The sequence below is a fragment of the Methylobacterium sp. NPDC080182 genome (genome assembly GCF_050281105.1).
GTDB lineage: Bacteria > Pseudomonadota > Alphaproteobacteria > Rhizobiales > Beijerinckiaceae > Methylobacterium.
In genome coordinates this window covers 89,520-116,220 of sequence record NZ_JBNNWO010000006.1, presented here as the reverse complement: position 1 = coordinate 116,220, position 26,701 = coordinate 89,520, and the positions used below count along the sequence as shown (strand labels likewise).

The 26,701-nt window shown below is 72.6% G+C and carries 25 protein-coding genes; 21 read left to right on the top strand and 4 right to left on the bottom strand.

Features of this window, described 5'->3' with window-relative positions; all coding sequences use genetic code 11:
• Positions 1–87: 87 nt before the first annotated feature.
• A complete protein-coding gene (locus ACQKQD_RS12750; protein WP_020091227.1) occupies positions 88–984 on the top strand; it encodes a LysR family transcriptional regulator in 897 nt (298 codons plus the stop codon).
• Positions 985–996: 12 nt separating this feature from the next.
• Here ACQKQD_RS12750 and ACQKQD_RS12745 read toward each other — a convergent pair whose 3' ends face one another.
• Positions 997–2,574 carry a winged helix-turn-helix domain-containing protein gene (locus tag ACQKQD_RS12745; RefSeq protein ID WP_427508528.1) on the bottom strand — a complete coding sequence of 526 codons (1,578 nt, stop codon included), beginning with the start codon at positions 2,572–2,574 and terminating at the stop codon, positions 997–999.
• A 203-nt stretch (positions 2,575–2,777) separates the two neighbouring features.
• Between ACQKQD_RS12745 and ACQKQD_RS12740 the strand changes: the two genes are divergently transcribed.
• The 6 genes from ACQKQD_RS12740 to phnE (ACQKQD_RS12715) all read left to right on the top strand — a co-directional run bounded on the left by ACQKQD_RS12740 (position 2,778) and on the right by phnE (ACQKQD_RS12715) (position 8,078).
• Entirely contained in the window at positions 2,778–3,827 is a 1,050-nt protein-coding gene (locus ACQKQD_RS12740; protein ID WP_042671107.1) for an alpha/beta fold hydrolase, read from the top strand.
• A 65-nt stretch (positions 3,828–3,892) separates the two neighbouring features.
• Positions 3,893–4,405, top strand: a complete 513-nt coding sequence (locus ACQKQD_RS12735) for a cytochrome P460 family protein (RefSeq protein ID WP_427508527.1) — start codon at positions 3,893–3,895, stop codon at positions 4,403–4,405.
• 202 nt (positions 4,406–4,607) lie between these two features.
• Positions 4,608–5,630, top strand: coding sequence for a phosphate/phosphite/phosphonate ABC transporter substrate-binding protein (gene phnD / locus ACQKQD_RS12730; RefSeq protein ID WP_427508526.1), 1,023 nt, complete (start codon positions 4,608–4,610; stop codon positions 5,628–5,630).
• The gene (gene phnC / locus ACQKQD_RS12725) at positions 5,627–6,472 is read left to right on the top strand and encodes a phosphonate ABC transporter ATP-binding protein (protein ID WP_427508525.1); all 846 of its coding nucleotides are present in this window, start codon (positions 5,627–5,629) and stop codon (positions 6,470–6,472) included. The genes phnD and phnC overlap by 4 nt, the downstream gene beginning before the upstream one ends.
• Positions 6,469–7,266: a phosphonate ABC transporter, permease protein PhnE gene (phnE, locus tag ACQKQD_RS12720; protein ID WP_427508524.1), complete on the top strand. Its 798-nt coding sequence runs from the start codon at positions 6,469–6,471 to the stop codon at positions 7,264–7,266. The genes phnC and phnE (ACQKQD_RS12720) overlap by 4 nt, the downstream gene beginning before the upstream one ends.
• On the top strand, positions 7,263–8,078 hold the full coding sequence (phnE, locus tag ACQKQD_RS12715) for a phosphonate ABC transporter, permease protein PhnE (RefSeq protein ID WP_427508523.1): 816 nt from the start codon (positions 7,263–7,265) through the stop codon (positions 8,076–8,078). The genes phnE (ACQKQD_RS12720) and phnE (ACQKQD_RS12715) overlap by 4 nt, the downstream gene beginning before the upstream one ends.
• Positions 8,079–8,090: 12 nt before the next feature.
• On the opposite strand, the gene ACQKQD_RS12710 is transcribed toward phnE (ACQKQD_RS12715), so the two are convergent.
• Positions 8,091–9,512, bottom strand: coding sequence for a M20 family metallopeptidase (locus ACQKQD_RS12710; RefSeq protein ID WP_132368477.1), 1,422 nt, complete (start codon positions 9,510–9,512; stop codon positions 8,091–8,093).
• Between the two features lie 321 nt (positions 9,513–9,833).
• Between ACQKQD_RS12710 and ACQKQD_RS12705 the strand changes: the two genes are divergently transcribed.
• The 13 genes from ACQKQD_RS12705 to ACQKQD_RS12645 all read left to right on the top strand — a co-directional run bounded on the left by ACQKQD_RS12705 (position 9,834) and on the right by ACQKQD_RS12645 (position 23,967).
• Complete coding sequence (locus tag ACQKQD_RS12705) at positions 9,834–11,624, top strand: peptide ABC transporter substrate-binding protein (RefSeq protein ID WP_427508522.1); 1,791 nt, start codon at positions 9,834–9,836, stop codon at positions 11,622–11,624.
• Positions 11,625–11,640: 16 nt separating this feature from the next.
• Positions 11,641–12,600 carry an ABC transporter permease gene (locus ACQKQD_RS12700; protein ID WP_427508521.1) on the top strand — a complete coding sequence of 320 codons (960 nt, stop codon included), beginning with the start codon at positions 11,641–11,643 and terminating at the stop codon, positions 12,598–12,600.
• Positions 12,566–13,498 carry an ABC transporter permease gene (locus ACQKQD_RS12695; RefSeq protein ID WP_427508520.1) on the top strand — a complete coding sequence of 311 codons (933 nt, stop codon included), beginning with the start codon at positions 12,566–12,568 and terminating at the stop codon, positions 13,496–13,498. Before ACQKQD_RS12700 ends, ACQKQD_RS12695 begins: the two co-directional genes overlap by 35 nt.
• A 2-nt stretch (positions 13,499–13,500) precedes the next feature.
• The gene (locus tag ACQKQD_RS12690) at positions 13,501–15,360 is read left to right on the top strand and encodes a dipeptide ABC transporter ATP-binding protein (RefSeq protein ID WP_427508519.1); all 1,860 of its coding nucleotides are present in this window, start codon (positions 13,501–13,503) and stop codon (positions 15,358–15,360) included.
• 200 nt (positions 15,361–15,560) lie between these two features.
• Positions 15,561–16,115 (top strand): SiaB family protein kinase, encoded by a 555-nt coding sequence (locus tag ACQKQD_RS12685; RefSeq protein WP_020091215.1) that lies wholly within the window; start codon positions 15,561–15,563, stop codon positions 16,113–16,115.
• 13 nt (positions 16,116–16,128) lie between these two features.
• A complete protein-coding gene (locus ACQKQD_RS12680) occupies positions 16,129–16,518 on the top strand; it encodes a DUF1987 domain-containing protein (protein WP_012321503.1) in 390 nt (129 codons plus the stop codon).
• Entirely contained in the window at positions 16,515–17,360 is an 846-nt protein-coding gene (locus ACQKQD_RS12675; RefSeq protein ID WP_082557813.1) for a GGDEF domain-containing protein, read from the top strand. Before ACQKQD_RS12680 ends, ACQKQD_RS12675 begins: the two co-directional genes overlap by 4 nt.
• A 54-nt stretch (positions 17,361–17,414) precedes the next feature.
• Positions 17,415–19,223, top strand: a complete 1,809-nt coding sequence (locus tag ACQKQD_RS12670) for a SpoIIE family protein phosphatase (protein WP_427508518.1) — start codon at positions 17,415–17,417, stop codon at positions 19,221–19,223.
• 198 nt (positions 19,224–19,421) lie between these two features.
• Positions 19,422–20,552: an L-talarate/galactarate dehydratase gene (locus tag ACQKQD_RS12665; RefSeq protein WP_427508517.1), complete on the top strand. Its 1,131-nt coding sequence runs from the start codon at positions 19,422–19,424 to the stop codon at positions 20,550–20,552.
• 365 nt (positions 20,553–20,917) lie between these two features.
• Complete coding sequence (locus ACQKQD_RS12660) at positions 20,918–21,190, top strand: hypothetical protein (RefSeq protein ID WP_139215626.1); 273 nt, start codon at positions 20,918–20,920, stop codon at positions 21,188–21,190.
• Positions 21,187–22,065 carry a heme/hemin ABC transporter substrate-binding protein gene (locus tag ACQKQD_RS12655; protein WP_427508516.1) on the top strand — a complete coding sequence of 293 codons (879 nt, stop codon included), beginning with the start codon at positions 21,187–21,189 and terminating at the stop codon, positions 22,063–22,065. The genes ACQKQD_RS12660 and ACQKQD_RS12655 overlap by 4 nt, the downstream gene beginning before the upstream one ends.
• A gap of 24 nt (positions 22,066–22,089) precedes the next feature.
• Positions 22,090–23,133 (top strand): FecCD family ABC transporter permease, encoded by a 1,044-nt coding sequence (locus ACQKQD_RS12650; RefSeq protein ID WP_427508515.1) that lies wholly within the window; start codon positions 22,090–22,092, stop codon positions 23,131–23,133.
• A 12-nt stretch (positions 23,134–23,145) separates the two neighbouring features.
• Positions 23,146–23,967 carry a heme ABC transporter ATP-binding protein gene (locus tag ACQKQD_RS12645; RefSeq protein WP_427508514.1) on the top strand — a complete coding sequence of 274 codons (822 nt, stop codon included), beginning with the start codon at positions 23,146–23,148 and terminating at the stop codon, positions 23,965–23,967.
• On the opposite strand, the gene ACQKQD_RS12640 is transcribed toward ACQKQD_RS12645, so the two are convergent.
• Both ACQKQD_RS12640 and ACQKQD_RS12635 read right to left on the bottom strand, forming a co-directional pair.
• Positions 23,964–24,896 (bottom strand): glycosyltransferase family 2 protein, encoded by a 933-nt coding sequence (locus ACQKQD_RS12640; protein ID WP_091675696.1) that lies wholly within the window; start codon positions 24,894–24,896, stop codon positions 23,964–23,966. The two genes, ACQKQD_RS12645 and ACQKQD_RS12640, sit on opposite strands and share 4 nt — an antisense overlap.
• 4 nt (positions 24,897–24,900) lie before the next feature.
• Positions 24,901–25,920, bottom strand: a complete 1,020-nt coding sequence (locus tag ACQKQD_RS12635) for a glycosyltransferase family 2 protein (protein WP_234081757.1) — start codon at positions 25,918–25,920, stop codon at positions 24,901–24,903.
• 555 nt (positions 25,921–26,475) lie between these two features.
• Between ACQKQD_RS12635 and ACQKQD_RS12630 the strand changes: the two genes are divergently transcribed.
• A complete protein-coding gene (locus tag ACQKQD_RS12630; protein WP_042672182.1) occupies positions 26,476–26,697 on the top strand; it encodes a DUF6894 family protein in 222 nt (73 codons plus the stop codon).
• Positions 26,698–26,701 lie beyond the last annotated feature (4 nt).

The window sequence follows — 26,701 nt, the reverse complement described above, 5'->3', positions numbered from 1 at the left end:
GAGGCTACGGGCACCACCTGTTGCGAGGAAGTGCTATTTTCTGAGTATGCCGTTGCCATAAACGCAACGGCCGGGCAGGATAGGGGCGTGAAGCACCTGCGCACCGTCACCTACGTCGCCGAGGTCGCCCGCGCCGGCTCGATCCGGCGCGCCGCGGAGCGCTTGAACCTCACGCCCTCGGCCCTGACCCGGCAGATCCAGGATCTCGAGTACGAGCTCGGCACGCCGATCTTCGAGCGCCTGCCGCAGGGGATGCGGCTCAACGCGGCCGGCGAGCTCTTCGCCCGGCACATCCGCGACCAGGCCGCCGATCTCGATCGGGTCCGCTCGCAGATCGCCGACCTGTCGGGCGTGCGGCGGGGGCACGTGGCGCTCGCCTGCAGCCAAGCCTTCGTCACCCAGGTGGTGCCCGAGGAGGTCGAGGCCTACCGCGCCCGCTTTCCGCAGGTCGGCTTCACCGTGCAGGTCCGCGACCACGCCCAGGCGGTCACCGCGCTCGCGGCTTTCGAGGCCGACCTCGCCCTGATCCTGCAGCCGCCGCCCTCGGCGGAGCTGCACCCGCTCTATTCCGGCCATCAGACCCTGTGCGCGCTGATGCGCAGAGGCCACGCGCTGGCGGCGGAGAGCGGGCCGGTGCGGCTGCGCGACTGTCTCGCGCACGCCCTGGCGCTGCCCGACCGATCGCTCGCCATCCGCCACCACATCGAGCACGCGCTGGCCCGGCGGGGCGTCGAGCTGCGGCCCGTGGTGGAGTCGGGCTCGCTGGAGTTCCTGCGCAACCTCACCCTGCGGGAGGATGTGGTGAGCCTGCAGGTGCCCAGCGGCATCCCGGAGGATCCGCGCCTGCACAGCCGGCCGATCGACACCCGCGACCTCACCCCGATGACGCTGATCCTGGCGCAGCTGCGCGGGCGCTCGCTGTCGGTGGCCGCCGCCAAGTTCGCCGATCAGCTCGTCGTCCGGCTGAACCGGGAAGGGGCCTGACCGGCGCCCCGCTCAGGCGGGCAGGCCGGCTTCGGCCAGCGCCTCGGCGTATCGCTGCCCCAGGGCGGCGACCGGGAAGGGGATCCGCGCCAGGAAGCCCGAGACCGTCAATCCGGGCTCGATCGCCAGGAGCTCGGCGACCGCCGGCCGGGCGCGCTCCGGCTGGCCGAGCCCGACATGGGCCACGGCGAGCGCCCGCAGGGCGACGGCGAAGCGCCGGTTCTGCGCCAGCGCCCGCTCAGCCCACCGGATCGCCTCGGGATAGTCGGCCTCGCTGACCGCCGCGACCGCCATCACGCCCGACATCAGCCAGCCGCGCGGATCCCGCGGGTTGAGCTGCAGCGCCCGCTCGACCATGGCGCGTCCCGCCTCCGCGCGGCCGCACATGGTCTCGATCCAGCCCGCGAGGGTGAGCGCCAGGGCGGAGTTCGGGTTGACGAGCAGCGCGCGGCCGAACAGGTCGCGCGCCCGGTCCCGCCCGGTCTCCGACATGTTCCAGACCGCGAAGGCCGCCATCCACAGCACCTGCGCGTCCCCGGGCGCGCGCTCGACCGCGCCCCAGGCCAGCCGCACGGCCGCCGCGCGCTCCGCCTCGCCCTGCGCGATCCAGCCCTGGAAATGGCACTGCGCCCGGCAATAGGCCGCCGCGGCCATCGCCGGGGCGTAGCCCGGGTCGAGCGCCAGGGCCTCGTCCAAGTGATCGAGCGCCGCCGCCATGCCGGCGGCGGTGAAGTCGGCGAGCCGGGCATTGGCCCGGAGCAGCCGGTCGTAGGCGTCCGGATGGGCCGGCGCGTCGCGGCCGAGCCGGCCGATCTCCGCCAGCTGGAGGGTGGGCTCGATCGCGGCGGCGGCGCGCGCGGCGACCTTCTCCTGCAGGGCGAAGACGTCGTCGAGCCCGCCGTCGAAGCTGTCGGCCCAGAGATGGGCGCCGGTCCCGGCATCGACCAGCTGGCCGGTGATTCGCAGGCGCGACCCGCCGCGGCGCACGCTGCCGGCGACCACGTAGCCGACGCCGAGCTCCTGCCCGACCCGGCGCACGTCGATCGCCGCGCCCCGGTAGGTGAAGGTCGAGTTGCGCGCGATCACGAACAGGCCGCTAACGCGGGACAGCGCCGTGATGATCTCCTCGGTGATCCCGTCGGCGAAGTAGGCCTGCTCCGGATCCGCGCTCATGTTGGTGAAGGGCAGGACCGCCACCGCGGGTAGGCGCGGCCCGGTGCGCCACGTGACGCTCGCCTCCGCCGCGTCTTCCGGAGCGATCCCGGGCGAGACCTCCGATGCGGCCTCCCGCACGGCGCCGACGAAGCGCACGCCCTTGCGCGGGAGCGTCCGGATCCAGCGCTGCTCGGTTCCGGTGTCGCCGATCGCCGTCCGGGCCGCGTTGATCCGGCTGCCGAGGGTCGCCTCGGAGACGATGCGCCCGTTCCAGACCGCCCCCAGCAGGTCGTCGCGGCTCACCACCCGGTCGCGCCGCTCGATCAGCACCCGCAGGAGGTCGAAGACCTGCGGCTCGACGGCGATCTCGGCGCCGTCCCGGCTGAGCTCGCGCCGGGCAGAATCGAGGGTAAAGGGTCCGAACCGGTAGATCACGGGGCGTTCCTGGGCGGGGCCATGTCCTCGTTCCGCGCCCTGCTCACCGAACCGGTCTCCGCGGTGGAGGGCGCTCTAGCACGGGCCCGGGCGGGCATAAATCATGGGCCTCTGAAGGTGTCCTCAAGGTCCTCTCAAAGCGCGGTGTCGAGCATCGGGATAGATTTCGCTCCATCGAAGACTTTCCGACGAGGGAGCCGTCCATGGCCCGCGAGACCGATCCCGACACATCCGCCTGGAGCCGCCGCCGCCTCCTGAAGAGCGCGGTAGCCACCGCCGCCCTCGCCGAGCTCGGCCTCGGCCGGACCGCGCGGGCGCAGGGCGGCTCGGCCCCCGGCGCCCCGGTCCCCGGCGCCATGCCGGGCGTCCTGAAGCAGGTCGAGGCCGGCGTGCTCGACGTCGGCTACGTCGATGCTGGTCCCGCCGACGGGCCGGCGGTCATCTTGCTGCACGGCTGGCCCTACGACATCCACGCCTTCGCGGAGGTCGTTCCGATCCTCACGGCGGCCGGGCACCGGGTGATCGTGCCGTACCTGCGCGGCTACGGCACCACCCGTTTCCTGGCGTCGGACACGGTCCGGAACGGCGAGCAGGCGGCGCTCGCGGTGGACGTCATCGCCCTGATGGACGCCCTGAAGATCCCCCAGGCCGTCCTGGGCGGCTTCGACTGGGGTGCGCGGACGGCCGACATCGTCGCGGCGCTGTGGCCGGAGCGGTGCCGGGCGCTGGTGGCGGTCAGCGGCTACCTGATCGGCAACCAGGAGGCCGGCAAGAAGCCGCTGCCGCCGCGGGCCGAGCTGTCCTGGTGGTACCAGTTCTACTTCGCCACCAGCCGGGGGCGGGCCGGTTACGAGGCCTACCGCGCCGACTTCGCCAAGCTAATCTGGCAGACCGCCTCGCCGCGCTGGCGCTTCGACGACGCCACCTTCGCGCGGAGCGCCCCGGCCCTCGACAACCCGGATCACGTCAGCATCGTCATCCACAATTACCGCTGGCGGATGGGCCTCGCCGAGGGCGAGCGCCGGTACGACGCGCTGGAGAGCCGCCTCGCGCAGGCGCCCACGATCGGCGTGCCGACCATCACCCTGGAGGGCGACGCGAACGGCGCCCCGCATCCGGACCCCGCCAGCTACGCGGCCAAGTTCACCGGACGCTACGCGCACCGACTGATCACCGGCGGGATCGGCCACAACCTCCCGCAGGAGGCCCCGCGCGCCTTCGCGCAGGCCGTGATCGACGCGGCCGCGGCCTGACCGCGCCGGCGCGGCCGGATCATCCCCGGACACACGATCATCCCGAGACGATGACGGAGGTTGCCATGCGGTTCCTGGCTGTCGCGCTGCCGGCCCTGCTCGCTGCGGGCCTGATTTTGGGAGGCTCCGCGGTGCGCGCCGTGGATGCCGGGACCGTCCCGGCGGCCTCGCCGATCTACGGCGTCACCGTCCCGGACGGGTACCGCGACTGGCAGCTCGTCGGCGTCGCGCAGGAGACCGGGGCCCTCGACGAGCTGCGCGCCGTGGTCGGCAACGCGCGGGCGCTGGACGCCTACCGGTCGGGCACCCTGCCGTTCCCGGACGGGACGGTGCTGGTGAAGCGCGCCTGGACGCGGGTGCCGTCCGCGGAGTTCGCCCCGGCCTTCGTGCCCGGCGGCGCCACGACGGTTCAGGTCATGGTGAAGGATTCGCGGCGCTACGCGGCGACGGGGGGCTGGGGGTTCGGGCGCTTCGTCGACGGCAAGCCCGCGGACGCGGCCCAGCACGAGACCTGCTTCGCCTGCCACAGCGCCAATGTCCGGGACCACGACTTCGTGTTCACGCGGCTCGCGCCCTGAGGCCGGCCGCCGCCCGTACGGACGCCCGGACGGACGCCACGACGCCCCTGTCAGCGCGCGGCTTCCCTCAACGTCCGCTCGCTGTCGCGCCTTGCGTCTCCCGTCAGCCGGCGCCTACACCTTTGCCGGCTCAAGCTCGGCCCGGACCGGGCGAGACATGACGGCGCCGGCCCGAGGCACGGCCCCGCAGGGAGGATAGCGCGTGACGATCGCCCGATACGGCGCAGCCCTGGCGCTGCTCTGCGGCTTCGGTTCCCTCTCGCCCCTCAGGGCCGACGAGTGCCCCAACCGCGGCCAACTCGACGACGCCTACTGCGACGCCAACAAGGACCTCGTCGCCGACGTCCCGTCCAAGACCCGCGACCCGAGCGTCATCGTCTTCGCCTACACGCCGGTGGAGGATCCCGCGGTCTACGAGAACTCGTTCAAGCCGTTCACGACCTACCTGAGCCAGTGCACGGGCAAGCGCGTCGTCTACTACCCGGTCCAGTCGAACTCCGCCGAGATCGAGGCGATGCGCTCCGGCCGGCTCACGGTGGCGGGCTTCTCGACCGGGCCCCTCGGCTTCGCGGTGAACATGGCCGGCGCGATCCCGTTCGCCGCCAAGGGCACCGAGAAGGGCGCCGAGGGCTACAACCTGATCGTCGTGGTGAAGGCGAGCAGCCCGTACAAGACGCTGGCCGACCTCAAGGGCAAGCGCGTGGCCCACACGGCGCCGTCGTCGAATTCCGGCAACCTCGCGCCCAAGGCGCTGTTCCCCGAGCAGGGACTGAAGCCCGGCGAGGACTACAAGCTCATCTACTCGGGCGGCCACGACAAGTCGGCGCTGGGCGTCGGCACCGGCGACTACGACGCCGCCCCGGTGGCCTCGGACGTGTTCTACCGGATGGTCGCCCGCGGGACGATCAAGGGCGACGATTACCGGGTGATCTACACGAGCGAGAAGTTCCCGACCTCGGGTTTCGCCTACGCCCACGATCTCAAGCCGGAACTCGCCGAGAAGCTGAAGCAGTGCTTCTACGACTTCCGCTTCCCGCCCGACATGGTGAAAGATTTCGAGGGCGACGACCGGTTCGCGCCGATCACCTATCTCAAGGACTGGGCGATCGTCCGCAAGGTCGCGGAGGAATCGGGCACGCCGTACAACAAGGTCGCCTACGAGCGCGAGGCCGCCCGCGAGGCCGAGGCAGCGCGCAAGAAGGCCGCGGGCGCCCCTAAGCCGTGACTCAGGCCGTGACGCAGGCCGTGACGGCGGGGAGCGCGGCGCGCGCGGTGGCGGCCGGACCCGAGGGCGATCCCCGGGCGGAGGATCCGCGCGCGCTGGTGATCCGCGGGCTGACCAAGGCGTACCGGGCCGGCCAGCCGGTCCTGAAGGGCATCGACCTCGTGGTGCCGGGCACCGGGCTCACGGCGATCATCGGGCCGTCCGGTACCGGCAAGAGCACCCTGATCCGCTGCATCAACCGGCTGGTCCAGCCGACCTCAGGGGAGATCCTGTTCCGCGGCGAGGACCTCGCCCGGCTCTCCGGCCCCGCCCTGCGCCGGGCGCGCCGCCGGATCGGGATGGTGTTCCAGGAGTACAATCTGGTCGAGCGCCTCTCGGTGATGGAGAACCTGCTCTGCGGCCGCCTCGGCTACGTGCCGGCCTGGCGCGCGTGGCTGCGGCGCTTCCCCGCGGCGGACATCGCCCGCGCCTTCGACCTCCTCGACGCGGTCGGCCTGTCGGGCTTCGCCACCCGCCGGGCCGACGCCCTGTCGGGCGGGCAGCGCCAGCGCGTCGGCATCGCCCGGGCGATCATGCAGGAGCCCGAGATCGTGCTCGCCGACGAGCCGACCTCGTCCCTCGACCCGAAGAGCTCCGTCGAGATCATGGAGATCCTGTCCCGGCTCGCGGCCGAGCGCGGCGTGCCGGTGGTGGTCAACATCCACAACGTGGCGCTCGCCCAGCGCTTCGCCGCGCGGATCGTCGGCATGTCGGGCGGGCACGTGGTCTATGACGGGCCGCCGGACCGGCTGAGCGAGGCCGACCTGCGCGGCATCTACGGCGGCGAGAACTGGCTCGAATGAGCGCGCCCGCCCGCCCGGCTTCCCCCGACCGCGTCGCGTTCCGGCCCAACTGGACCGCCCGCGCCGGCTGGGCGCTCCTCGCCGCCTACGCGGTCTACGCGGCGACCCAGCTCGGCTTCTCGCCCGAGCGCTTCGCCGGCGGCCTCGCCCACGGGCAGCAGTTCCTGGCCCGGATGTTCCCGCCGAACTTCTCCCGCTGGGAGCTGATCCAGTCGGGGATCTTCGAGAGCCTGCAGATCGCCGTGATCGCCACGGTGGTCGGCATCGCGGTCGCCCTGCCGATCGGCTTCCTGGCGGCCCGCAACCTGATGCCGCCCTGGGTGACGTGGCCGACCCGCATCCTGATCGCGCTCTGCCGGTCGTTCCACCCGATCATCGTGGCGATCCTGTTCGTGAAGGCGATCGGCTTCGGGGCGCTCGCCGGCGTCATGGCGCTGATCGTCGCCTCGGTGGGCTTCATCGCCAAGCTGTTCGCCGAGGCGATCGAGGAGATCTCCCTGAAGCAGGTCGAGGCGGTGCGGGCGACCGGCGCCGGCTTCCTGTCGACCCTGATCATGGGCGTGCAGCCGCAGGTGCTGCCGCGCTTCATCGGCTTTGCCACCTACCAGCTCGATTCCAACCTGCGGAACTCGACCATGGTGGGCATCGTCGGCGGCGGCGGCATCGGCGCGACGCTGTTCACCGCCTACCAGCGCTTCGACTTCGACGTGGTGCTGGCGATCCTGATCGTCATCGTCGCCCTGATCATGGTGGCCGAGATCGTCTCCGGCTGGGCCCGCAAGGTGTTCCAGTGAGCGTGGCCCTCGCGCCCGCTTCCGCCGGCCCGCGCCGCTGGCAGCGCTTCCCCCTGTGGAAGCGGCTGGCGCGGCTCGCCTTCACGCTGTTCGCGGTGGCGGCCTTCGTGTCGAGCCTGCGCACCATCGAGGTGATCCCGGAATTCCTCTACGACGCCCCCGACCAGCTGGCCGACCTGTTCGGCCGGATGTGGCCGATGGATGCCGGCTATGTCGGGCCGACCCTGCGGGCGCTGGTGGAGACGCTCCACATCGCGACGCTCGGCACCCTGATCGCCATCGCGATCGCGGTGCCGATCGGGCTGATGGCGGCCCGCAACGTCACGCCCAACCGCGCGCTGAACCTCTTCGCCAAGTTCGTGTTCGTGACCTCGCGCTCGGTGAATTCCCTGGTCTGGGCGCTGCTGTTCGTGGCGGTGTTCGGACCGGGGCCGCTCGCCGGGACCCTGGCGATCGCGCTCCGCTCCGTCGGCTTCACCGGAAAGCTGTTCGCCGAGGCGCTGGAGGAGGCCAATCGCGGCTCGATCGAGGCCCTGCAGGCCGTGGGGGCCGGCCGGATGTCGACTTTGCTGCTCGGCTACTGGCCGCAGGTGAAGCCGGCCTTCTGGTCGATCGCGCTGTTCCGCTGGGACATCAACATCCGCGAATCCGCCGTGCTCGGGCTGGTCGGCGCGGGCGGCATCGGCGTCGCGCTCGATACCGCCCTGAACCTGCTCTACTGGGACCAGGTCGCCGTGGTGCTCGCCGCGATCTTCGGCGTCGTCATCCTGGCCGAGATCGTCGTGACGGCGCTCCGCGCCCGGACGCTCTGAGCCGCCGCCCCGTCAGCGCCCCAGCGACATGCCGAGCGGCGGCTCGACCTCCGGCGGCAGCGGCGAGACGTAGCCCGCCGCGCCGACCCGGCGGGCGAGGTCCGCCTTGGCGGCGTCGCGCAGGGCCGCGTCGGTCACCGCCCGGGCCCCGGTGGCGGCCATCGCCTTGGCGACCTGCACCATCGCCTTGTGGGCCGCGGGGGTCTTGCCCTGCGCCACCACCTGCCAGGTGTGGAACGGCGTGCCGATCGCCACCGTGGGCGCGTGGGCCTGGACGGTCGGCACCACCCAGCTGACGTCGCCGACGTCGGTGGACCCCACCGCCGGGTTGCGCAACGCGTCGAGGGGCACGAGGAAGTCGGCGAGCGGCGCTTCGGTGCGCGGCATCCCGATGGCGCGGAACACGGCGTCGATGTCGCCGTCGGTGAGCGTCGCCCGGATCTTGCCGGCGAAGTCCCGGTCGGCCTCGTCGAAATGCGGCGGCCCGAGCTCCTCCATGACGCCGTGCAGCGCCCGCTCCAGGGGATCGTTGCCCAGCAGGTTCGACACCGCGCTGACGATCCGCACCTCGACGGCGGTCTCGGTCATCAGGGCGGCGCCCTGCGCGATCTTCTTCACCCGCTCGACCAGCGCCAGCATGCCGGGCAGGTCGCGGGCCCGGATCGAGTAGCGCACCGTCGCGCCGGCCTGGACGACGTTCGGGGCGATGCCGCCGGCGTCGAGATAGGCGTAGTGGACCCGCGCGTCGGACGGCATGTGCTCGCGCATGTAGTTCACGCCGACGCTCATCAGCTCGACGGCGTCGAGCGCCGAGCGCCCGAGATGGGGCGCGGCCGCCGCGTGGGCGGTGCGGCCGGTGAAGACGAAGTCGGCCCGGGTGTTGGCGAGGGCGACCGGCGGTGCCACCTCCCAGAAGCTGCCCGGATGCCAGGTGATCGCGATGTCGGCGTCCGCGAAGGCGCCGGCGCGGACCATGAAGGCCTTGGCGGCGCCGCCTTCCTCCGCCGGGCAGCCGTAGTAGCGCACGCGGCCGGGCGTCCCGGTCTCGGCGAGCCAGTCCTTCAGCGCGGTGGCGGCGAGCAGAGCCGCCGAGCCGAGGAGGTTGTGGCCGCAGCCGTGGCCGTGCCCGCCCGCCTCCACCGGCCGGTGCTCGGCGACGCCGGCCTCCTGCGACAGGCCCGGCAGGGCGTCGTACTCGCCGAGGAACGCGATGACCGGCCCGCCGTCCCCGGCCTCGCCCATCACGGCGGTCGGGATGCCGGCGACTGCCTCGGTGACCCGGAAGCCCTGGTGGCGCAGTTCGGCGACGTGCTCGGCGCAGGAGCGGCTCTCCGTGTAGCAGACCTCCGGCATGCCCCAGACCCGCTCGGACAGGGCGATCAGCCGTTCCGACTGCGCGTCGACGTGGCGCCACACGGCGTTGCGGTTGTCCATCGGGTCCACTCCGGGAAAGCTGCGCGTCGAGGTCGCGCTACCATAGCGGGCTCCGCGCCGTCTTCGCGAGCGCAGCGAAGCGACCCAGGGTTGCGCGCCCTCGGGAAGCGTGGCGCCGCTGGATTGCTTCGCTCCGCTCGCAAGGACGGACACGGCGCGAGCCCTGCTGCTGCCTGACCGCATGCACCGCCCAGGCCATGCTCCTGCCCGAACCAAGCGTCCGTCAACACGTTCCGATTGAACCGTCACTGGCCCGCCCCTTGCCAAGGCCGCTGCCGGAATGTTGCTGTGCCTGTCACGGCGGTAAACGGGAAAGCGTACATGGACGAGCGGGATCTGCGCGGCCTCATCGGGCAGGTGAAGGACGGCCGCCTGTCGCGGCGCGCCTTCGTGCAGCGGATGGTGGCTGTCGGCCTCACCGCGCCCATGGCCGGGCTGATGCTGGCCGGGAACGGGGTGGCGATGGCGGCCGATATCCGGTCCGGCTACAAGCCGACCAAGGCCGGCGGCGGCGGCGCGCTCAAGCTGCTCTGGTGGCAGGCGCCGACGCTGATCAACCCGCATTTCGCCGTCGGCACCAAGGACCAGGACGCCTCGCGGATCTTCTACGAGCCGCTCGCCGCCTGGGACGCGGACGGCAACCTCGTGCCGGTGCTGGCCGCCGCGATCCCGTCGAAGGAGAACGGGGCGCTCGCCGCCGACGGCCGCTCGGTTGTCTGGACGCTCAAGCCCGGCGTGACGTGGCACGACGGCAAGCCGCTCACCGCCGACGACCTCGTCTTTACCTGGGAATACGCCCGCGACCCCGCCACCGCGGCGGTGACGGCCGGCTCCTACAAGGATTGCAAGGTCGAGAAGGTCGACGACCTCAGCGTCCGGGTTCTGTTCGACAAGCCCACGCCCTACTGGTGCGACGCCTACGTGGGCATCGTCGGGATGGTGCTGCCGAAGCACCTGTTCGGACCCTACAGCGGCGCCAAGTCCCGGGACGCGCCCCAGAACCTCGCCCCGGTGGGCACCGGCCCGTACCGGTTCGTGGAGTTCCGGCCCGGCGACATCGTCCGCGGCGAGCGCAATCCCGACTACCACCTGCCGAACCGGCCCTACTTCGACACGGTCGAGATGAAGGGCGGCGGCGACGCGGTCTCGGCCGCCCGAGCCGTGCTCCAGACCGGCGAGTACGACTACGCCTGGAACATGCTGATCGAGGACGAGGTGCTGAAGCGCCTGGAGACCGGCGGCAAGGGCCGGGTTGACGTGGTCTACGGCGGCAAGCTCGAGTTCCTGCTCCTCAACGCCGCCGACCCGAACGTCGAGGTCGACGGCGAGCGCGCCTCGATCACCACCAAGCACCCCGCCTTCTCCGACCCGAAGGTGTGCCAGGCGATGAACCTCTTGGTCGACCGCAAGTCGATCCAGACCTACATCTACGGCCGCACCGGCAAGCCCACCGCCAACACGGTCAACGGCCCGGAGCGCTTCGTCTCGAAGAACACGAGCTTCGCCTTCGACCCGGCCAAGGCCAACGCGCTCCTCGACGAGGCCGGCTGGAAGAAGGGCTCCGACGGCATCCGCGCCAAGGACGGCAAGAAGCTCAAGCTGGTCTTCCAGACCTCGATCAACGCGCCGCGCCAGAAGACGCAGGCGATCATCAAGCAGGCGGCCGCCAAGGCCGGCATCGAGATCGAGCTGAAATCGGTGACCGGCTCGGTGTTCTTCTCCTCCGACCCGGCCAACCCCGACACCTGCACGCATTTCTACGCCGACATGGAGATGTACGCCTACAGCATGACCCAGGCCGATCCGGCGATCTGGCTGCTCATGTACGCCTCCTGGGAGGTGGCCCAGAAGGCCAACAAGTGGCAGGGCCGCAACGTCGTGCGCTGGCGCAACGACGCCTACGACAAGGCCTACAACGCCGCCCAGAGCGAGCTCGACCCGGTCAAGCGCGCGGCGCTGCTGATCACCTGCAACGACCTCGCGGTCTCCGAGAACGTGCTGCCGCTGATCCACCGCGCCGAGGTCTCGGCGGTGGGCGCGACGCTGACGGCGCCCCGCAGCGGCTGGGACAACGACCTGTCGTTCCTGCCCGACTGGTACAGGGAGGCCTGAGCGGGAGCGCCGCGCCATGGGCGCCTACATCCTGCGACGGCTCCTGATCGCGATCCCGAGCCTGCTCGGCATCAGCCTGATCCTGTTCACCGTCCTGGCGCTCGCGCCGGGCGACCCGTTCGGCGAGCTCGCCAGCAACCCGAACGTGCCCCCGGAGGTGCGCGCGGCCCTGCGGGTCAAGTTCGGCCTCGATGACCCGATCCTCACCCGCTACCTGCACTGGCTCACCGCCATGCTGCAGGGGGATTGGGGCTTCTCGTTCGCCAGCCGGGTGAACGTCGACACGCTGATCCTGCAGCGGCTGCCCACGACCCTGTTCGTGGTCGGCTCCTCGCAGGTCCTGGCGCTGCTGATCGCCGTGCCGGTGGGCCTCTACGCCGCGCGCCGGCCCTACTCGCTCGCCGACCAGGTCGCCAACACGCTGGCCTTCGTGGGCTTCTCGCTGCCGACCTTCTTCACCGGCCTGCTGTTCATCCTGCTGTTCTCGATCAAGCTCGGGTGGCTGCCCTTCGTCTACCAAGCCGACCTGCCGGGCTCCGGCCTGCCCTGGGTCTGGGCGAATGTCCGGCAGGCGATCATGCCGGTGGCGGTGCTGGGCTTCTTCCAGGCCGCCTCCTACACACGCTACGTGCGCGCCTCGGCGCTGGACGTCGCCCGCCTCGACTACGTCACCACGGCCCGCGCCAAGGGCTTGACCGAGGGCATGGTGACCCGCCGGCACATCGCCCGCAACGCCCTGATCCCGGTGGTGACGCTCGTCGCCCTCCAGATCCCGGCGGTGTTCGGCGGCGCCATCGTCACCGAGCAGATCTTCCGGATCCCCGGTATCGGCTCGCTGCTGATCGACGCCATGCTGGCCAACGACACGCCGGTGGTGATGGCGGTGACCTTCGTGTTCGCCGGCCTCGTCATCCTGTTCAACCTCGTCGCGGACCTGCTCTATGGCTGGCTCGACCCTCGCATCGCCCTTCGATGAGGCGGTGCCCGTCGCCCGCGCGCCGGCCTCGCCGGGGCGGGAGACGTGGCGGCGCTTCCGGCGGCACCGGCTGGCGCTCGCCAGCGTCGGCGTGCTGGCGCTCCTCGTCGCCGGCGTGGTGTTCGGCGGCCTGCTCTGGCCCGTCGCCATCGACGACATCGACTTCGCGGCCCAGCTCCAGGGCCCGTCCTGGGACCACCCGTTCGGCACCGACGATCTCGGTCAGGACCTGCTTGCCCGGATGATCTACGGCGGCCGGATCTCGCTCGCCGTGGGCTTCGCCGCCATGGCGGTGGCGAGCCTGATCGGCGTGCTGGTCGGGGCGCTCGCCGGCATGTCGCGCCGGCTCCTCGACCCGGTGCTGATGTGGCTGACCGACCTGTTCCTGTCGCTGCCGCAGCTGCCGCTGCTCCTCCTCGTGATCTACCTGTTCCGCGACAGCCTGAAGGCCGTGTTCGGCAGCCAGGGCGGCGTGTTCCTGATGATCGTCGCGGTGATCGGGGGCCTGCGCTGGATGCCGGTGGCCCGGCTGGTGCGGGCGCAGTTCCTGAGCTTGCGCGAGAAGGAGTTCGTGGAGGCGGCCCGCTCGCAGGGCGCGACCACCGGGCACCTCGTGCGCCGCCACATCCTGCCGAACGCACTCGGTCCGGTGATCGTGGCGGCCTCGATCGAGGTCTCGTCCGCGATTATCGCGGAATCGACCCTGTCCTTCCTGGGGCTCGGCTTCCCGCCCGACATCCCGACCTGGGGGCGGCTCCTGTTCGACGCCAAGGACCATCTCGACGTCGCGCCGCACTGGGCGCTGTTCCCAGGGGGCGCGATCTTCCTGACGGTGCTGTCGATCAACTTCATCGGCGACGGCCTGCGCGACGCCCTCGACCCGCGACGGGTTCTCTAGCGATGACGGATCCAGTGGACCCGATCCTCTCGGTCTCAGACCTCACCGTCTCCTTCCGCTCGGACGGGCGCTGGCGCGAGGTCGTGCACGGCGTCTCGTTCGACGTGGGCCCGCGCGAGACCGTGGCCCTCGTCGGCGAATCCGGCTCCGGCAAGAGCGTCAGCGCCCTCTCGATCCTGCGCCTCCTGCCGCGGGACGCGAGCCATATCGGCGGGCGCGTGCGCTTCGAGGGCCGCGAGCTGCTCGCCGCCCCCGAGGCCGAGATGCGGCGGGTGCGCGGCGATTCCATCGCCATGATCTTCCAGGAGCCGATGACCTCCCTGAACCCGGTCCTGACCATCGGCTTCCAGATCGCCGAGGCGCTGATCCGGCACCGGGGCCTGTCGCGGTCCGCGGCCGAGGCGGAGGCGCTCCGGCTCCTCGACAAGGTCCGGATCCCGGCCGCCCGGTCGCGCCTGCACGAGTACCCGCACCGCTTCTCCGGCGGCATGCGCCAGCGGGTGATGATCGCCATGGCGCTCGCCTGCCGGCCGAAGCTCCTCATCGCCGACGAGCCGACCACGGCGCTCGACGTCACGATCCAGGCCCAGATCCTCGACCTCATCAAGAGCCTGCAGGACGAGGAGGGCATGTCGGTCCTGTTCATCACCCACGACATGGGCGTGGTCGCCGAGATCGCCGACCGCACCGTGGTGATGTACCGGGGCCGCGCCGTGGAGGCCGGCCCGACCGCGCGGATTTTTTCCGAACCCACCGAGCCTTATACGCGGGCGCTGCTGGCCGCGGTCCCGCGCCTCGGGACCATGGCGGGCCGGGCGCGCCCGATGCGCTTCCCGGTTGTCGACCGGGCGACCGGCCTGGCGGCGCCGACGCCCGAGACCCCCGACACCGTCAGGGCCGCCGAGCGCCCGGTTCTGGAGGTGCGCGACCTGACCACCCGGTTCGACATCCGCTCCGGACTGCTCGGCCGCGTGACCGGCCGCGTCCACGCGGTGGAGCGGGTCTCGTTCAGCCTCGCGGCCGGCGAGACCCTGGCGCTCGTCGGCGAATCCGGCTGCGGCAAGTCCACCACCGGGCGCTCGATCCTGCGCCTCGTCGAGCCGCTCTCGGGCTCGGTCCTGCTCGACGGCGAGGACATCACGGGCCTCGATGCCGGCACCCTCCGCGGCCGCCGCCAGCGCATGCAGATGATCTTCCAGGACCCGTTCGCCAGCCTCGACCCGCGCCTGAGCGTCGGTGCGGCGGTGGCGGAGCCGCTGCTGATCAACCGCCTCGCCGCGCCCCGCGAGGCCCGGCGGCGGGCGGAGGACCTGCTCGCCCGGGTCGGGCTTCCGCCCGAGACCGCCGCGCGCTTCCCGCACGAGTTCTCCGGCGGCCAGCGCCAGCGCATCTGCATCGCCCGCGCGCTCGCCCTGAACCCCCGCCTGATCGTCGCCGACGAGGCGGTCTCGGCGCTCGACGTCTCGGTGAAGGCGCAGGTCGTGAACCTGATGCTCGACCTGCAGGCGGAGCTCGGCCTCGCCTACCTGTTCATCTCGCACGACATGGCGGTGGTCGAGCGGGTCAGCCACCGGGTGGCGGTGATGTATCTCGGCGAGATCGTGGAGATCGGTCCCCGGGCCGCGATCTTCGGCGATCCGCGGCACCCCTACACGAAGAAGCTGCTCGCCGCGGTGCCCGTGCCGGATCCGGCCCGGCGGGGCGAGCGGCACGCGCTGCCGGACGACGAGATCCGCAGCCCGATCCGGACCCCCGACTACGTGCCGCCGGAGCGCCTCTACCGGGAGGTCGCGCCCGGCCACGTCGTGCAGGACTGGGGCACCGAGTGGGACGCGGGCGCCCGCCAGGGCGCGGCCGCCTGAAGCCGGCGGCCCGGACCCTCGCGCGCGATGCCGCGCGGTCCGCAACAGGATCCAGCGTAAAGCTTGCGGCACTGCTCGCAATACGGGCAATGTTGCTCAGAAAGCGATCAGTACCGGTAAGAAATCTTTGATTATTTCCGCATTAATGTCGACGCTACACACGCGGTGTGTTGCCGCGATGAAGCGGTCGAGAGGCTTCCTTGCGCGCGAGCGATTTCCGATCCTTCCACGAGGCGTCGAAGCGCAGCGGCGTGATCCTGTCGTTCGGCGGAGATCTCTCGGAGAACATCCTGTTCTCGCTCGGGGAAGTGCTGAAGCTGCGCATGCGGCACGAGGAGACTGACGCCGCGGTCGCCAAGCGCGTCTTCTCGATCTTCGTCGAGCAGGCCCAGAACGTGATCCGCTACTCGGCCGACAAGGTCGCGCCCGCCGAGCCGCCGGGCCCCGCCCGGGTCAGCGCCGGCATGATCGCCGTCGGCACCGAGGAGGGGCGGTTCTTCGTGGTCTGCGGCAACGAGGTCGGCAGGACCGAAGTGCCGCGGCTGCGCGAGCGGCTCGACGAGATCGCCACCCTGTCGAGCGACGAGCTCAGGAAGGTCTACCGCGAGAAGCTGCGCCAGCCGCCGGACGAGGGCAGCCTTGGCGGCAGCATCGGACTGATCGAGATCGCCCGCCGGTCGAGCGCCCCGGTCGAGTACGACTTCCAGGATCTGGGCGCGGAGCGCAGCCTGTTCTGCCTCAAAGCCTTCATCTGAGGATCGCACGGACATGGACCGCATCACGCTGCCCCGGACCGAGCGCTCGCCCGAGGTCGATTTCGACTTCGCGTCGGGGCGGCTCGTCCTGCGCGGCGAATCCTACCCGGAGGACGCCGCCGCATTCTTCGGCCCGCTGCTGCAGGCCCTGCGCGGCCACCTCGCGGCGACCGAGGCGAGCCCGATCACCTTCGACGTCGCGCTCGCCTACTTCAACTCGTCGAGCGCCAAGGCGCTGATGAACCTGTTCATGCCCCTGGAGGACGCCGCCGCCGAGGGGCGCCCGGTGACGATCCGCTGGATGTTCGGCGCCGACGACGACGTGATCCAGGAGGCCGGCGAGGATTTCGCGGCCGACTTCGCGCATGCCCGGTTCGAGATGATCGCGAGCGTTCCCGCGTGAGCCCGCACCGGGCGCCGGCCCACGATCTCCTGTCCGAGCCGGCGGACGCCTTCAGCCTGTTCGACACCGAGGAGGCCGTTCTCGGCCGATCCGAGGTGATGCTGGCCCGCCTCGCCGAGGTCGGCGACGGAGTGCGGGAGCTCGCCGGTGCCTACCGGCGCAGCTACCACGAGCAGCGCCGGCTGGTGCGGCTGAGCGACCGGATGCAGCTCGACCTGCACCGCGCCAACCAGCGGATGGCCGAGCAGCAGCGCGCCCTGCGACACCTCAACGACGCCCTCTCGGCGGAGATCGAGCACCGGGCGCGCCTCGAGGCCGAGCTCCGCCGCCTCGCCGACACCGACCACCTCACCGACGCCCTGTCGCGCCGCCGCTTCCTGCAGATCTGCGAGGAGGTCTGGGCCCGGACCCAGTCGGGCGACACGCCCTCCAGCGTGCTGATGCTCGACCTCGACCGCTTCAAGCTGATCAACGACCGCTACGGCCACAGCGCGGGCGACACGGTCCTCAAGGCCTTCGTCGAGACCTGCCGCGACAGCCTGCGCGCGGTCGACGTGATCGGCCGCATGGGTGGTGAGGAATTCGCCATCCTCGTCACCGGCACCGTGATGGCCGAGGCGCAAGTCATCGCCGAGGCGCTCCGCCGCGCGGTGGCGCAGCGGCCGGTGCGCCTGGAGCACGGCCCGCTGCCGATCTCGGTGAGCATCGGCCTCGCGGCGTTCGGCCCGAGCGAGTCGATGTCGGCGACGCTCCGGCGGGCCGACGCGGCGCTCTACGCCGCCAAGCATGCCGGCCGCGACTGCGTGCGCTGCGCGGCCGAACCGGGCGCGTCCCTGACCTGAGGCGCCGCGCGCCCGGCCTCGGAGCGGAACCGCTGTGACACGGAGTGACGTCGCGTGAGCGGACCTGACACGGCCCTGGACAGCCCGCGTCCCGCCGGGGGGATCAGCGGCGCGCGACCGCTGCGGACCGGGGATGCCCTGGCGCGGCTCGGCTTCGCCGACATCGATCCGGTCCCGGCCGCCGGCGGCGCCGGGCGCGCGGGCGGCCTGCGCGGGGCCGGCCCGATCCGCCGGGGCGATCCCCTGTCGAAGCGCGGCTTCGCCGACGTGCTGGCCGCGGGCGCGCCCGCGGACGAGCTGATGAAGCCCGGCGCCCTGCGCGGGGCGGCCCGAGGCCGCGACCTCGACAGCCTGTCCCACACCCTGTTCCTGCGCATCTACCCGGTGATCGGCGCTCTCCTGCTGCTGACCCAGCTCGGGATCGCCTGGGTGACCTACACCGACCAGCTCCGGCTGTACGGCGACCGGGCGCATCTCCTCGCCCGGCTCACCGCCGCGGCGATCGCGCGGCCCGACTGGGCGCGCGACCCGGACGCCTACGACGGCCCGCTCAAGGCCCTGGCCGCCGAGCCCGATTTCGCCCACGCCGTCCTGCGCGACGCCGCGGGCCACGTCGTCGGGATGGCGGGCGCGGCGCCCCCCGCGCGGGGCTGGTCCACCCTCTCGGCCCAGGCCGACCTGTCGGTGCCCGGCCGCGCCGGCCCGGCGGGCAGCCTGACCGTCACGGTCTCCACGAAGGCGCTGCGGGACAACGCGGCGTGGCAGGTGATGCTCGCCCTCGGCGCCAGCGTCGGGCTGATGATCGCCTTCGTGGTCACCCTGCACGCCACCGTGCGCCGCCACGTCATGGCGCCGCTGATGCGGCTCCTGCTCGCCATGCGGGAGATCGAGCACAAGCGCTGGACGACCGTGGAGCTCGGCGGCGCCTACCGGCCGAGCAACGAGATCGACGTCATCAGCCAGGCCTTCAACCGCATGGTCGAGGGCCTGCGGAGCGGCGACGCCGCCAAGCAGCTCCTCGTCGAGCTGGAGCAGGCCCACGACCGGCTGGAGCGCGCCAACCGCCAGGTGGTCGAGAGCATCGGCTACGCTCGGCGCATCCAGGATTCGGTGCTGCCGGACCGCAACGCCCTGGCGGGCGCGGGTGTCGAGGTCGCGGTACTGTGGGAGCCGCTCCACGTCGTCGGCGGCGACTATTTCTGGCTGGAGGAGATCGACGGCCTCTGCGTGATCGCGGTGGCCGACTGCACCGGCCACGGCGTGCCCGGCGCGTTCCTGACCCTGATCGTCGCGACCGCCCTCGACCGGCTGCTGCACGAGCGCGGCCTGCGCGCGCCGGCGGCGATCCTGGCCGGGCTCGACGCGATGGTCCGCACGCAGCTCCGCCAGGACGGCCGCGGCGCCGAATCGGATGACGGGCTCGATTGCGGCCTGTGCGTCTGGGACCGCGCGGCCGGGACGCTGCACTTCGCCGGCGCCGGCCTGTCGCTCACGGTGGTCCGGGACGGCGTGGCCGAGCGCGTCCGCGGCGGCCGCCGGGGGCTCGGCTACCCGCGCCCCGCCCGTGACGGGCAGCCGGAGGACGTCGTCGCGGACATCGCCGTTCCGGTGGCGGGCGCCACCTTCTACCTGATGACGGACGGCATCACCGACCAGATGGGCCGCGCGGCGCCCGACCGGGCGCCGCGGCTCCTCGGCCGGCGCGGCGTGGCCGACAGCCTCCTGCGCCACGCCGACCTGCCCCTCGCCGCCCAGACCGCGGCCCTGGAGGCCGATCTCGACGCCTATCGCGGGACCGAGGCCCGGCGGGATGACATGACCCTGGTGGCGTTCCGGCTTCCTCCGGCGACGGCCGCCGGCTGAGACCGGCCGTCTCCCTCGGGGCCATCGATGCCAGGTGCGCATCGATCGATCCAACAATGACGTTGGACAGGCCGTCCGGCCTGCGGCACTCCTGGGCCCGGCCCCGGGAGAGCCGTCGCGGTCGCCGCCGAGAGGCACCGCCAAGAACCGCCTCCGGGGCTTCCAGCGCGCCCGCGCGGACAAGACCTGGAGGAAGCCATGGCTGAGGACGCCGTCACCGGGATCCGCCTGCGGTCCGTCGCCCTGCCGCTGAGGACCCCGATCAGCGACGCTAAGGTGCTCACCGGCCGCCAGAAGCCGATGACCGAGATCGCGATCCTGTTCTGCGAGGTCGAGAGCCGGGAGGGCCATCGCGGCCTCGGGATCAGCTATTCCAAGCGCGCCGGCGGGCCGGGCCAGTTCGCCCATGCCCGCGAGATCGCTCCGGCGCTGCTCGGGGCGGATCCGAGCGACATCGCCAAGGCCTGGGACACGCTCGCTTGGACCGGCGCCTCGGCCGGCCGCAGCGGCCTCGCCGTCCAGGCGGTCGGCGCCTTCGACGTGGCCCTGTGGGATCTCAAGGCGCGGCGGGCCGGCCTGTCGCTCGCCAAGCTCCTCGGGGCGCAGCGCGACTCGGTGCGCTGCTACAACACCTCGGGCGGCTTCCTGCACACGCCGCTGGAGGAGCTGCTCGTCAACACCGACCGCGCCCGGGCGAAGGGCATCGGCGGCATCAAGCTGAAGGTCGGCCAGCCGGACTGGGCCGAGGATATCCGCCGGGTCTCGCGGATGCGCGAGCATCTGGGCGACGCCTTCCCGCTCATGGTCGACGCCAACCAGCAATGGGACCGGCCGACCGCGATGCGGATGGGCCGGACCTTCGAGCGCTTCAACCTGATCTGGATCGAGGAGCCCCTCGACTGCCTGGACGCCGCCGGGCACGCGGCCCTGGCCGCCGCCCTCGACACGCCGGTCGCCACCGGCGAGATGCTGACGAGCGTCGCCGAGCACTGGGACTTCATCCGCCAGGGCGGCGCCGACTTCCTGATGCCCGACGCGCCGCGGGTCGGCGGCATCACGCCCTTCCTCAAGGTGGCGGCGCTCGCCGAGTTCGCCGGGCTGACGATCGCGCCGCACTTCTCGATGGAGCTGCACATCCACCTCGCCGCCGCGCTGCAGCGGGAGCCCTGGGTCGAGCATTTCGAGTGGCTGGAGCCGCTGTTCAACGAGCGGCTGGAGCTGGAGGACGGCCGCATGCGCGTGCCGACCCGGCCGGGCCTCGGCCTCTCCCTGAGCGGGCAGGCGCTGGCCTGGACGCGCGAGACCGCCGGGTTCGGCAGCCTCGGCTGAGCGCACGGGGAGGGGGCGCTCCGAGGCCGCCCGACCGGGATCGTCCGACCCTTCCCCATCCCGCGGTGCGGTCGCGCGGCGGCCGCCTCGAAGGAGCTCTCCGCCGAGGCCGCGACGCGTCACCTCAGGACGAGGGTCGGACCTCGTCGTGCCGCGCTCCGCCCGAGCGGGCACAGCGAAGGCCCGTTCCGTCCCAATTACGCTGTCGGGCGGCCCACCGGAGCCGTGGACCGAAGCCGCCTGTACCAGTGTCCGCCGCCCGAAATCGGCCGCCGGTGCGCGCCCGACGATATCCTGACCTGGAAAATGACATAGGCCGCTTTTTCAGGCCGGTCAGCGAAGTAAAACCGTGACCTTTTCGCGGGGTGGCGTCCGCGATCGATTGCCGATACGCTGCGTTTCTGTCGTCGCGATCCTCTCATTTGAAAATTTATAAAGAACAGATCTGGAGTGACCGGTCCATGTCGTGTGTCGAAGGAGAAGGTCATCGCCGCGTGCCGGGCGGCACGCGCGCGGGGTCCGGCGCGACGCGGCCGGTCGCGCGTACCGAGGCGGCGGGCGGGATCGTCAACCGCCACGGTGATCACGCCTGTCGCCTGCGGCTGACCGCCGGCGCCGCGCCGATGCTGACCCGATGAGCCACCCCGGCCATCTGTCGCGCCGCGCGCTCCTGGCCGCCGCGGCGGCCGGGGCGCTCGCCCCGCGCGCCGCCGCCGCGCAGGCGGCCACCCGCATCGCCGCCCTGGGCGGGGCCGTCACCGAGATCCTCTACCGCCTCGGCGCCGGCGGCCGGATCGTCGCGGTCGACACGACCAGCCTCTACCCGCCCGAGGCGCTGCGCGAGAAGCCGAGTGTCGGCTACCTGCGGGCGCTCTCGGCCGAGGGCCTTCTGGCGCAGCAGCCCGACCTGATCATCGCCGCCGAGGGGGCCGGGCCGCCGGCCGTCCTGGCGCAGCTGCGCGAGGCCGGGCTGCGCGTCGAGACGGTGACAGAGCCGCCGAATCCCGAGGGCGTGCTGGACAAGATCGAGACGGTCGGGCGCCTCGCCGGCCTGGAGCGCGAGGCCGAGGCCCTCGAGACCGAGGTCCGCGCGCGCTTCGCCGACCTCGCGACCCGGCGCGCCCGGATCGCCCGGGCGGCCCGGGCCCTCGTCGTCCTGTCGGTCCAGGGCGGCCGGACCGTCGTCGGCGGCACCGGCTCCTCGGCGGACGGCATCCTGGCCCTGGCGGGCATCGGCAACGCGGCCGCGGGCCTGGAGGGCTTCAAGCCGATGACCGACGAGGCCATCGTGGCCGCCGCCCCCGACGCGGTGGTGATGATGCAGAACGGTCCCGAGCCGCCGAAGCCCGAGAGCATCTTCGCCCCCGGCACGGCCCTCGGCCAGACGCCGGCAGCGGCGCGGGGGCGGCTGGTGGCCATGGACGGCCTCTACCTCCTCGGGTTCGGGCCGCGCACGCCCGAGGCCGCCACCGACCTGATGCGGGCGCTCTACCCGGACCTGCCGCGTGACTGAGCCGCGCGGCGGCGGGCGGGGCGCGTGAGCCGCCGCGCGGCGCCCTGGGTGCTGGGTGTCCTGGCGGCCGTGGTGCTCGCCGCCGCCCTGCTCTCGGTGAGCCTCGGGGCGATCCCCATCCCGCCGGACCGGGTCCTCGCGGTCCTGATCGGGGAGGGGAGCGATCCGGCCCGCGCCCGCGACGGGCTGGTGATCCTCTCGATCCGCCTGCCCCGCACCCTGCTGGGGCTGCTGGTCGGGGCCGGGCTGGCGGTCTCGGGAGCGCTGATGCAGGGGCTGTTCCGCAACCCCCTGGCCGATCCGGCGCTGGTCGGGGTCTCGTCGGGGGCGGGGCTCGCGGCCGCGGTGATCATCGTCCTGGGCGACCGGATCCTCGCCGGGCTGGGGTTTCCCGGGCCGCTGCCTTACGCCGCGCTGCCGGCCGGAGCCTTCCTCGGTGGCCTTTGCGCGACCCTCATCCTCTACGCCCTCGCCACCCGGTCCGGGCGCACCGCGGTGGCGACGATGCTGCTCGCGGGGATCGCGCTGGGGGCGCTGAGCGGCGCGCTGACCGGCCTGCTGACCTTCGTCAGCGACGACCGGCAACTGCGCGATCTCGCCTTCTGGTCCCTGGGCAGCCTCGGCGGGGCCACCTGGTCCAAGGTCGCGGCCTCGGCGCCGCTGATCCTGCCGGTGCTGGCCGCGGTCCCGCTCCTCGGCCGCGGCCTGAACGCCCTCGTCCTCGGCGAGGCCGAGGCGTTCCATCTCGGCGTCCCGGTGGAGCGGCTGAAGCGCGCCTGCATCGTGCTGGTGGCGGTCGCGGTGGGCGCCAGCGTGGCGGCGGCGGGGGTGATCGGCTTCGTCGGCCTCGTGGTGCCGCACGCCCTGCGGCTGCTGATCGGCCCGGGGCACCGGCTGCTGCTGCCGGCCTCGGCGCTCCTCGGCGGCGCCTTCCTGGTCCTCGCCGACGTGGTGGCGCGCCGCGTCGCCGCGCCCGCCGAGCTGCCGATCGGGATCGTCACGGCGCTGGTCGGCGCGCCGGTCTTCCTGTGGCTGCTTCTCGGCCGGGTGCGGCCGGACGATGTCTGACGATGTCTGACAATGTCTGATCCGGCCCTGCTCACGGCCCGCGACCTGACCGTCACGGTGGCGGGGCGCGACCTCGTGCGCGACGTCTCCCTGGCGGTGGCGGGCGGCACCCTGCAGGTGATCGTCGGCCCCAACGGGGCCGGCAAGTCGACCCTCGTCCGCCTGCTCAGCGGCGCCCTGCGCCCGACCCGGGGCAGCGTCGCCTATGACGGTGCGCCCGTGGCGACGATCCCGCTCTGGCGCCTCGCCGCGACGCGCGCGGTGCTGCCGCAGGCGGCGCGCCTCGCCTTCCCGTTCGCGGCGGCCGAGGTCGCCCGGATCGGCCTCGACGGCATCGGCCGGGGCCTCGGGGCCCGCGACCGGGCGGCGATCCTGGCCCGGGCCCTCGCGCGGGCCGACGTGGCGCATCTCGCCGACCGGGCCTACCCGACCCTCTCGGGCGGGGAGCAGGCGCGGGTGCAGTTCGCCCGCGTGCTCTGCCAGCTGGAGGCCGGCCGCACGGTGGCGGACCGGCAGGTGTTGTTCCTGGACGAGCCGACCGCGAGCCTCGACCTCCGGCACCAGGGCGCGCTGCTCGACGCCGCCGCCGGGCTGGCGGCGACCGGCGTCGCCGTGGTGGCGATCCTCCACGACCTCAACTTCGCGGCCGCCTACGCCGACCGGCTGCTGGTGCTGGACGGGGGTCGGCTGGTCGCCGGCGGGCGGCCGGCCGAGGTCCTGACCGACGACCTCATCGCCGGGGTCTTCGGCGTCCGCTGGCCGGTCGGGCGGGTGCCGCCGGGCGGTCAGCCCTTCCTGCTACCGCACCGGGGCGCGCCCGGTCGGCGCGGCTAGCGATAGCGCGACGGGTGGTATTCCCGGTAGCTCAGGCCGATCACGGCCGCGAGCAGGCCGGCTCCCCGGCACAGCGTGTAGCCGCCGCCGATCAGGGTCGCCGGCCTGAGGGACAGGCCGGCGATCCCGAGCCGCAGAAGGCCGCCGCCGAGGCGCACGAAGCCGCGGCCCGCGTTGGCGAGCCGGCCGCCCACCGTTTCCGGGCGGAGCCGGCCGAGATAGGCCTCGACGCTGCCGCTGCGGTACCAGCGCGCCAGCAGCCAGCGCACCCGCATCCGGTGCGTCGGGATGCTGTCGTAGACCACGGCCGTCTCGGCCCAGGCGATCCGGTGCCCGGCGAGCATCAGGGCCCGGAAGAAGAACGTGTCCTCGCCGCCCATCGTGTTGAAGCGCATGTCGAAGGACAGGCCCAGCGCCCGGATCACCCGCAGGTCCAGGAGCGCGTTGGCGGTGTAGCCGTCCTCCACGTAGCCGTCGCGGACCGGCAGGCGCTTGGCGAAGAAGCCCCCGGCGGCCGCCCAGGCGGGCGGAACCCGGTCGAAGAACGGCACGACCGGCCCGACGCAGGCCGCGACGCCCGCGGCGAGGGCAGTCTCGAGCAGGTTGTGGAGCCAGTCGCGGTCGGGAAACTCGTCGTCGTCGATCAGAGCGACCCAGTCCGCGCCGGCCGCGGAGGCCTCCGCGAGGCTCCGGTTGCGGACCGCGGCGAGGCCGCGGGTCTCCTCCCGGGCGTAGGTGACGGGGAAGCGGCCGGTCGCCCGGTAGGCCTCCACCACCGGGACGGCGGCGCGGCTGCGCCCGTTGTCGATGATTAGGATGCGCAGGGCGGTCTCGGCGAGGCTGCCGAGCCGCTGCTGGTCCAGGGCCTTGAGCAGGCGCGCGAGGCCCACGGGCCGCTCGCAGGTGCAGATGCAGATGCACAGGCGCATCGTCTTACCTCTGTCCGATCGGGTGGGCGTGCGGCCGCGGCCGCAGGCGCTTGCCCGCCGCCGCCAGCAGCGTCGCGGCCAGGAACCGCCAGATCCGGGGATGCCGGAGCGCCAGGGTCGCGCCCGCGCGCCAGCGGCCGGCCTGGGCCGCCTCGATGACCTGGGCGATCAGCCGCGTCACCGCGAGGCCGTCGCGGTAGGCGCGGCTGCCGTGGCGGATCTCGGCGGAGCGCGACCGCGCCTCGGCGAGGCGGCCGTGCTCGGCCCGGGCCGCGAAGGCCGCGTCGAGGCGCGCGATGTCGGCCTGGCGCAGCCGGTGCGACAGGGAGGTGGGCCCGCGCCGGTAGCCGTAGCCCGCGTAGGTGGTGACCACGAACCGCGCCCCCGCCGCGAGGGCTTCCAGGCACAGCAGGAAATCTTCCCCGATCCGGACGCCCTCGTCGTACCGGATGCCGTGCCGGCGCAGGATCTCGGCGCGCATCATGGGCTTGAGGTAGCCGAGCTTGGTCACCCGGCTGAGCAGCTGGTTGCTGGCGATGTACTTGGCGAGGTCGATCTCGAACAGGTACGGCTCCCGGCCGCCCTCCAGCATGCCCGGCCCCTGCGGGTCGAACATGTCGGTGAACGGGATCGGGTTGTCGGCGACGATGTCGGCATCCGCCGCGAGCGCGAGATCGAGCAGGGTCCGGGTGCGGTCGGGCAGGATCAGGTCGTCGGCGTCGAGGATCGCGATCCACCGGCCCCGGGCGGCGTTCAGCGCCGCGTTCCGGGCGCTCGACGGGCCCCGGGGCGTGCCCGGTCCGGCATCGGCGAGGGGAATGACGCGGACCCGCGGATCGGCTTCCGCCAGGCGCGCCAGCACGGAGGCGGTCCCGTCCCGCGAGCCGTCATCGACCGCCACCACCTCCACGGCGACGCCGGTCTGGGCGAGGGCGGAGCGGATGGCCGTCTCGATCCAGGGCGCCGCGTCGTGCGCGGCCATGATGAACGAGACGTCCACGAAGGTGCCCCGAGCATCGGACAAGAGTTGATCCGCCATCGCGCTTCCTGGGCCGCCGGGCGCGGCCTCCGAGACCGCCCCCGACTTTGGCCGGAAGCGATCGGCGCGCACGACGCTCAAAGGGCGTAGGGCGGCCGCCATCCCCTCCCATTGCGGGGGATGGCCCCGACGGCTGGAACAGGTCAGTGCGTGTCGGGGGCTGTGTCGCCCGCGGGGCGGGAATTCCGGACGCTGAGGCCCTTCGCCAGAATCGTCCGGACGTGGGCGCGCAATTTTTGTTTTCTCTCCGCCGAGGCAGGAGAATCTTTTTTGAGGCTCGAATCGCCGGAGGCTGCCATGTCGAACGCCCCTGAGGCCCGTCACCGCGCGCCGCCATCGCCGAAGCGGCCGCAAGGGTGATCGGCGATACCTATAATGGATTATTTGGCTGGAATCTCGACATTATTGCAACGCAACCAACGAAAACAGTTTTGATGTTTGTTAAGGTTTATGTCTCCTACTGAGCATTGTCGGACGTGGGCGAACTACGTAGGTAGTATCCGAGGGCCCTCCCGAGGGCGGAAATCAGGGAGGAGATGAGTGCCCAGTCGCTTCTATTTCGACATCGAGAACGGCGAGGAGACGATCCGCGACGCGCAGGGCGTGGAAGCCGCGGACTTGGCCGAGGCGCTCGCGGAGGCCCGCAGCGTGATCGACGAAATGGCGGGTGAACTGGAGGTCGCGGGACCGGCCGGCGCGTGGACGCTCGTCGTGCGCGACGCCAGCGGCGCGGAGGTCGGCCGGGTGCCGATCAAGGGCTGAGCCG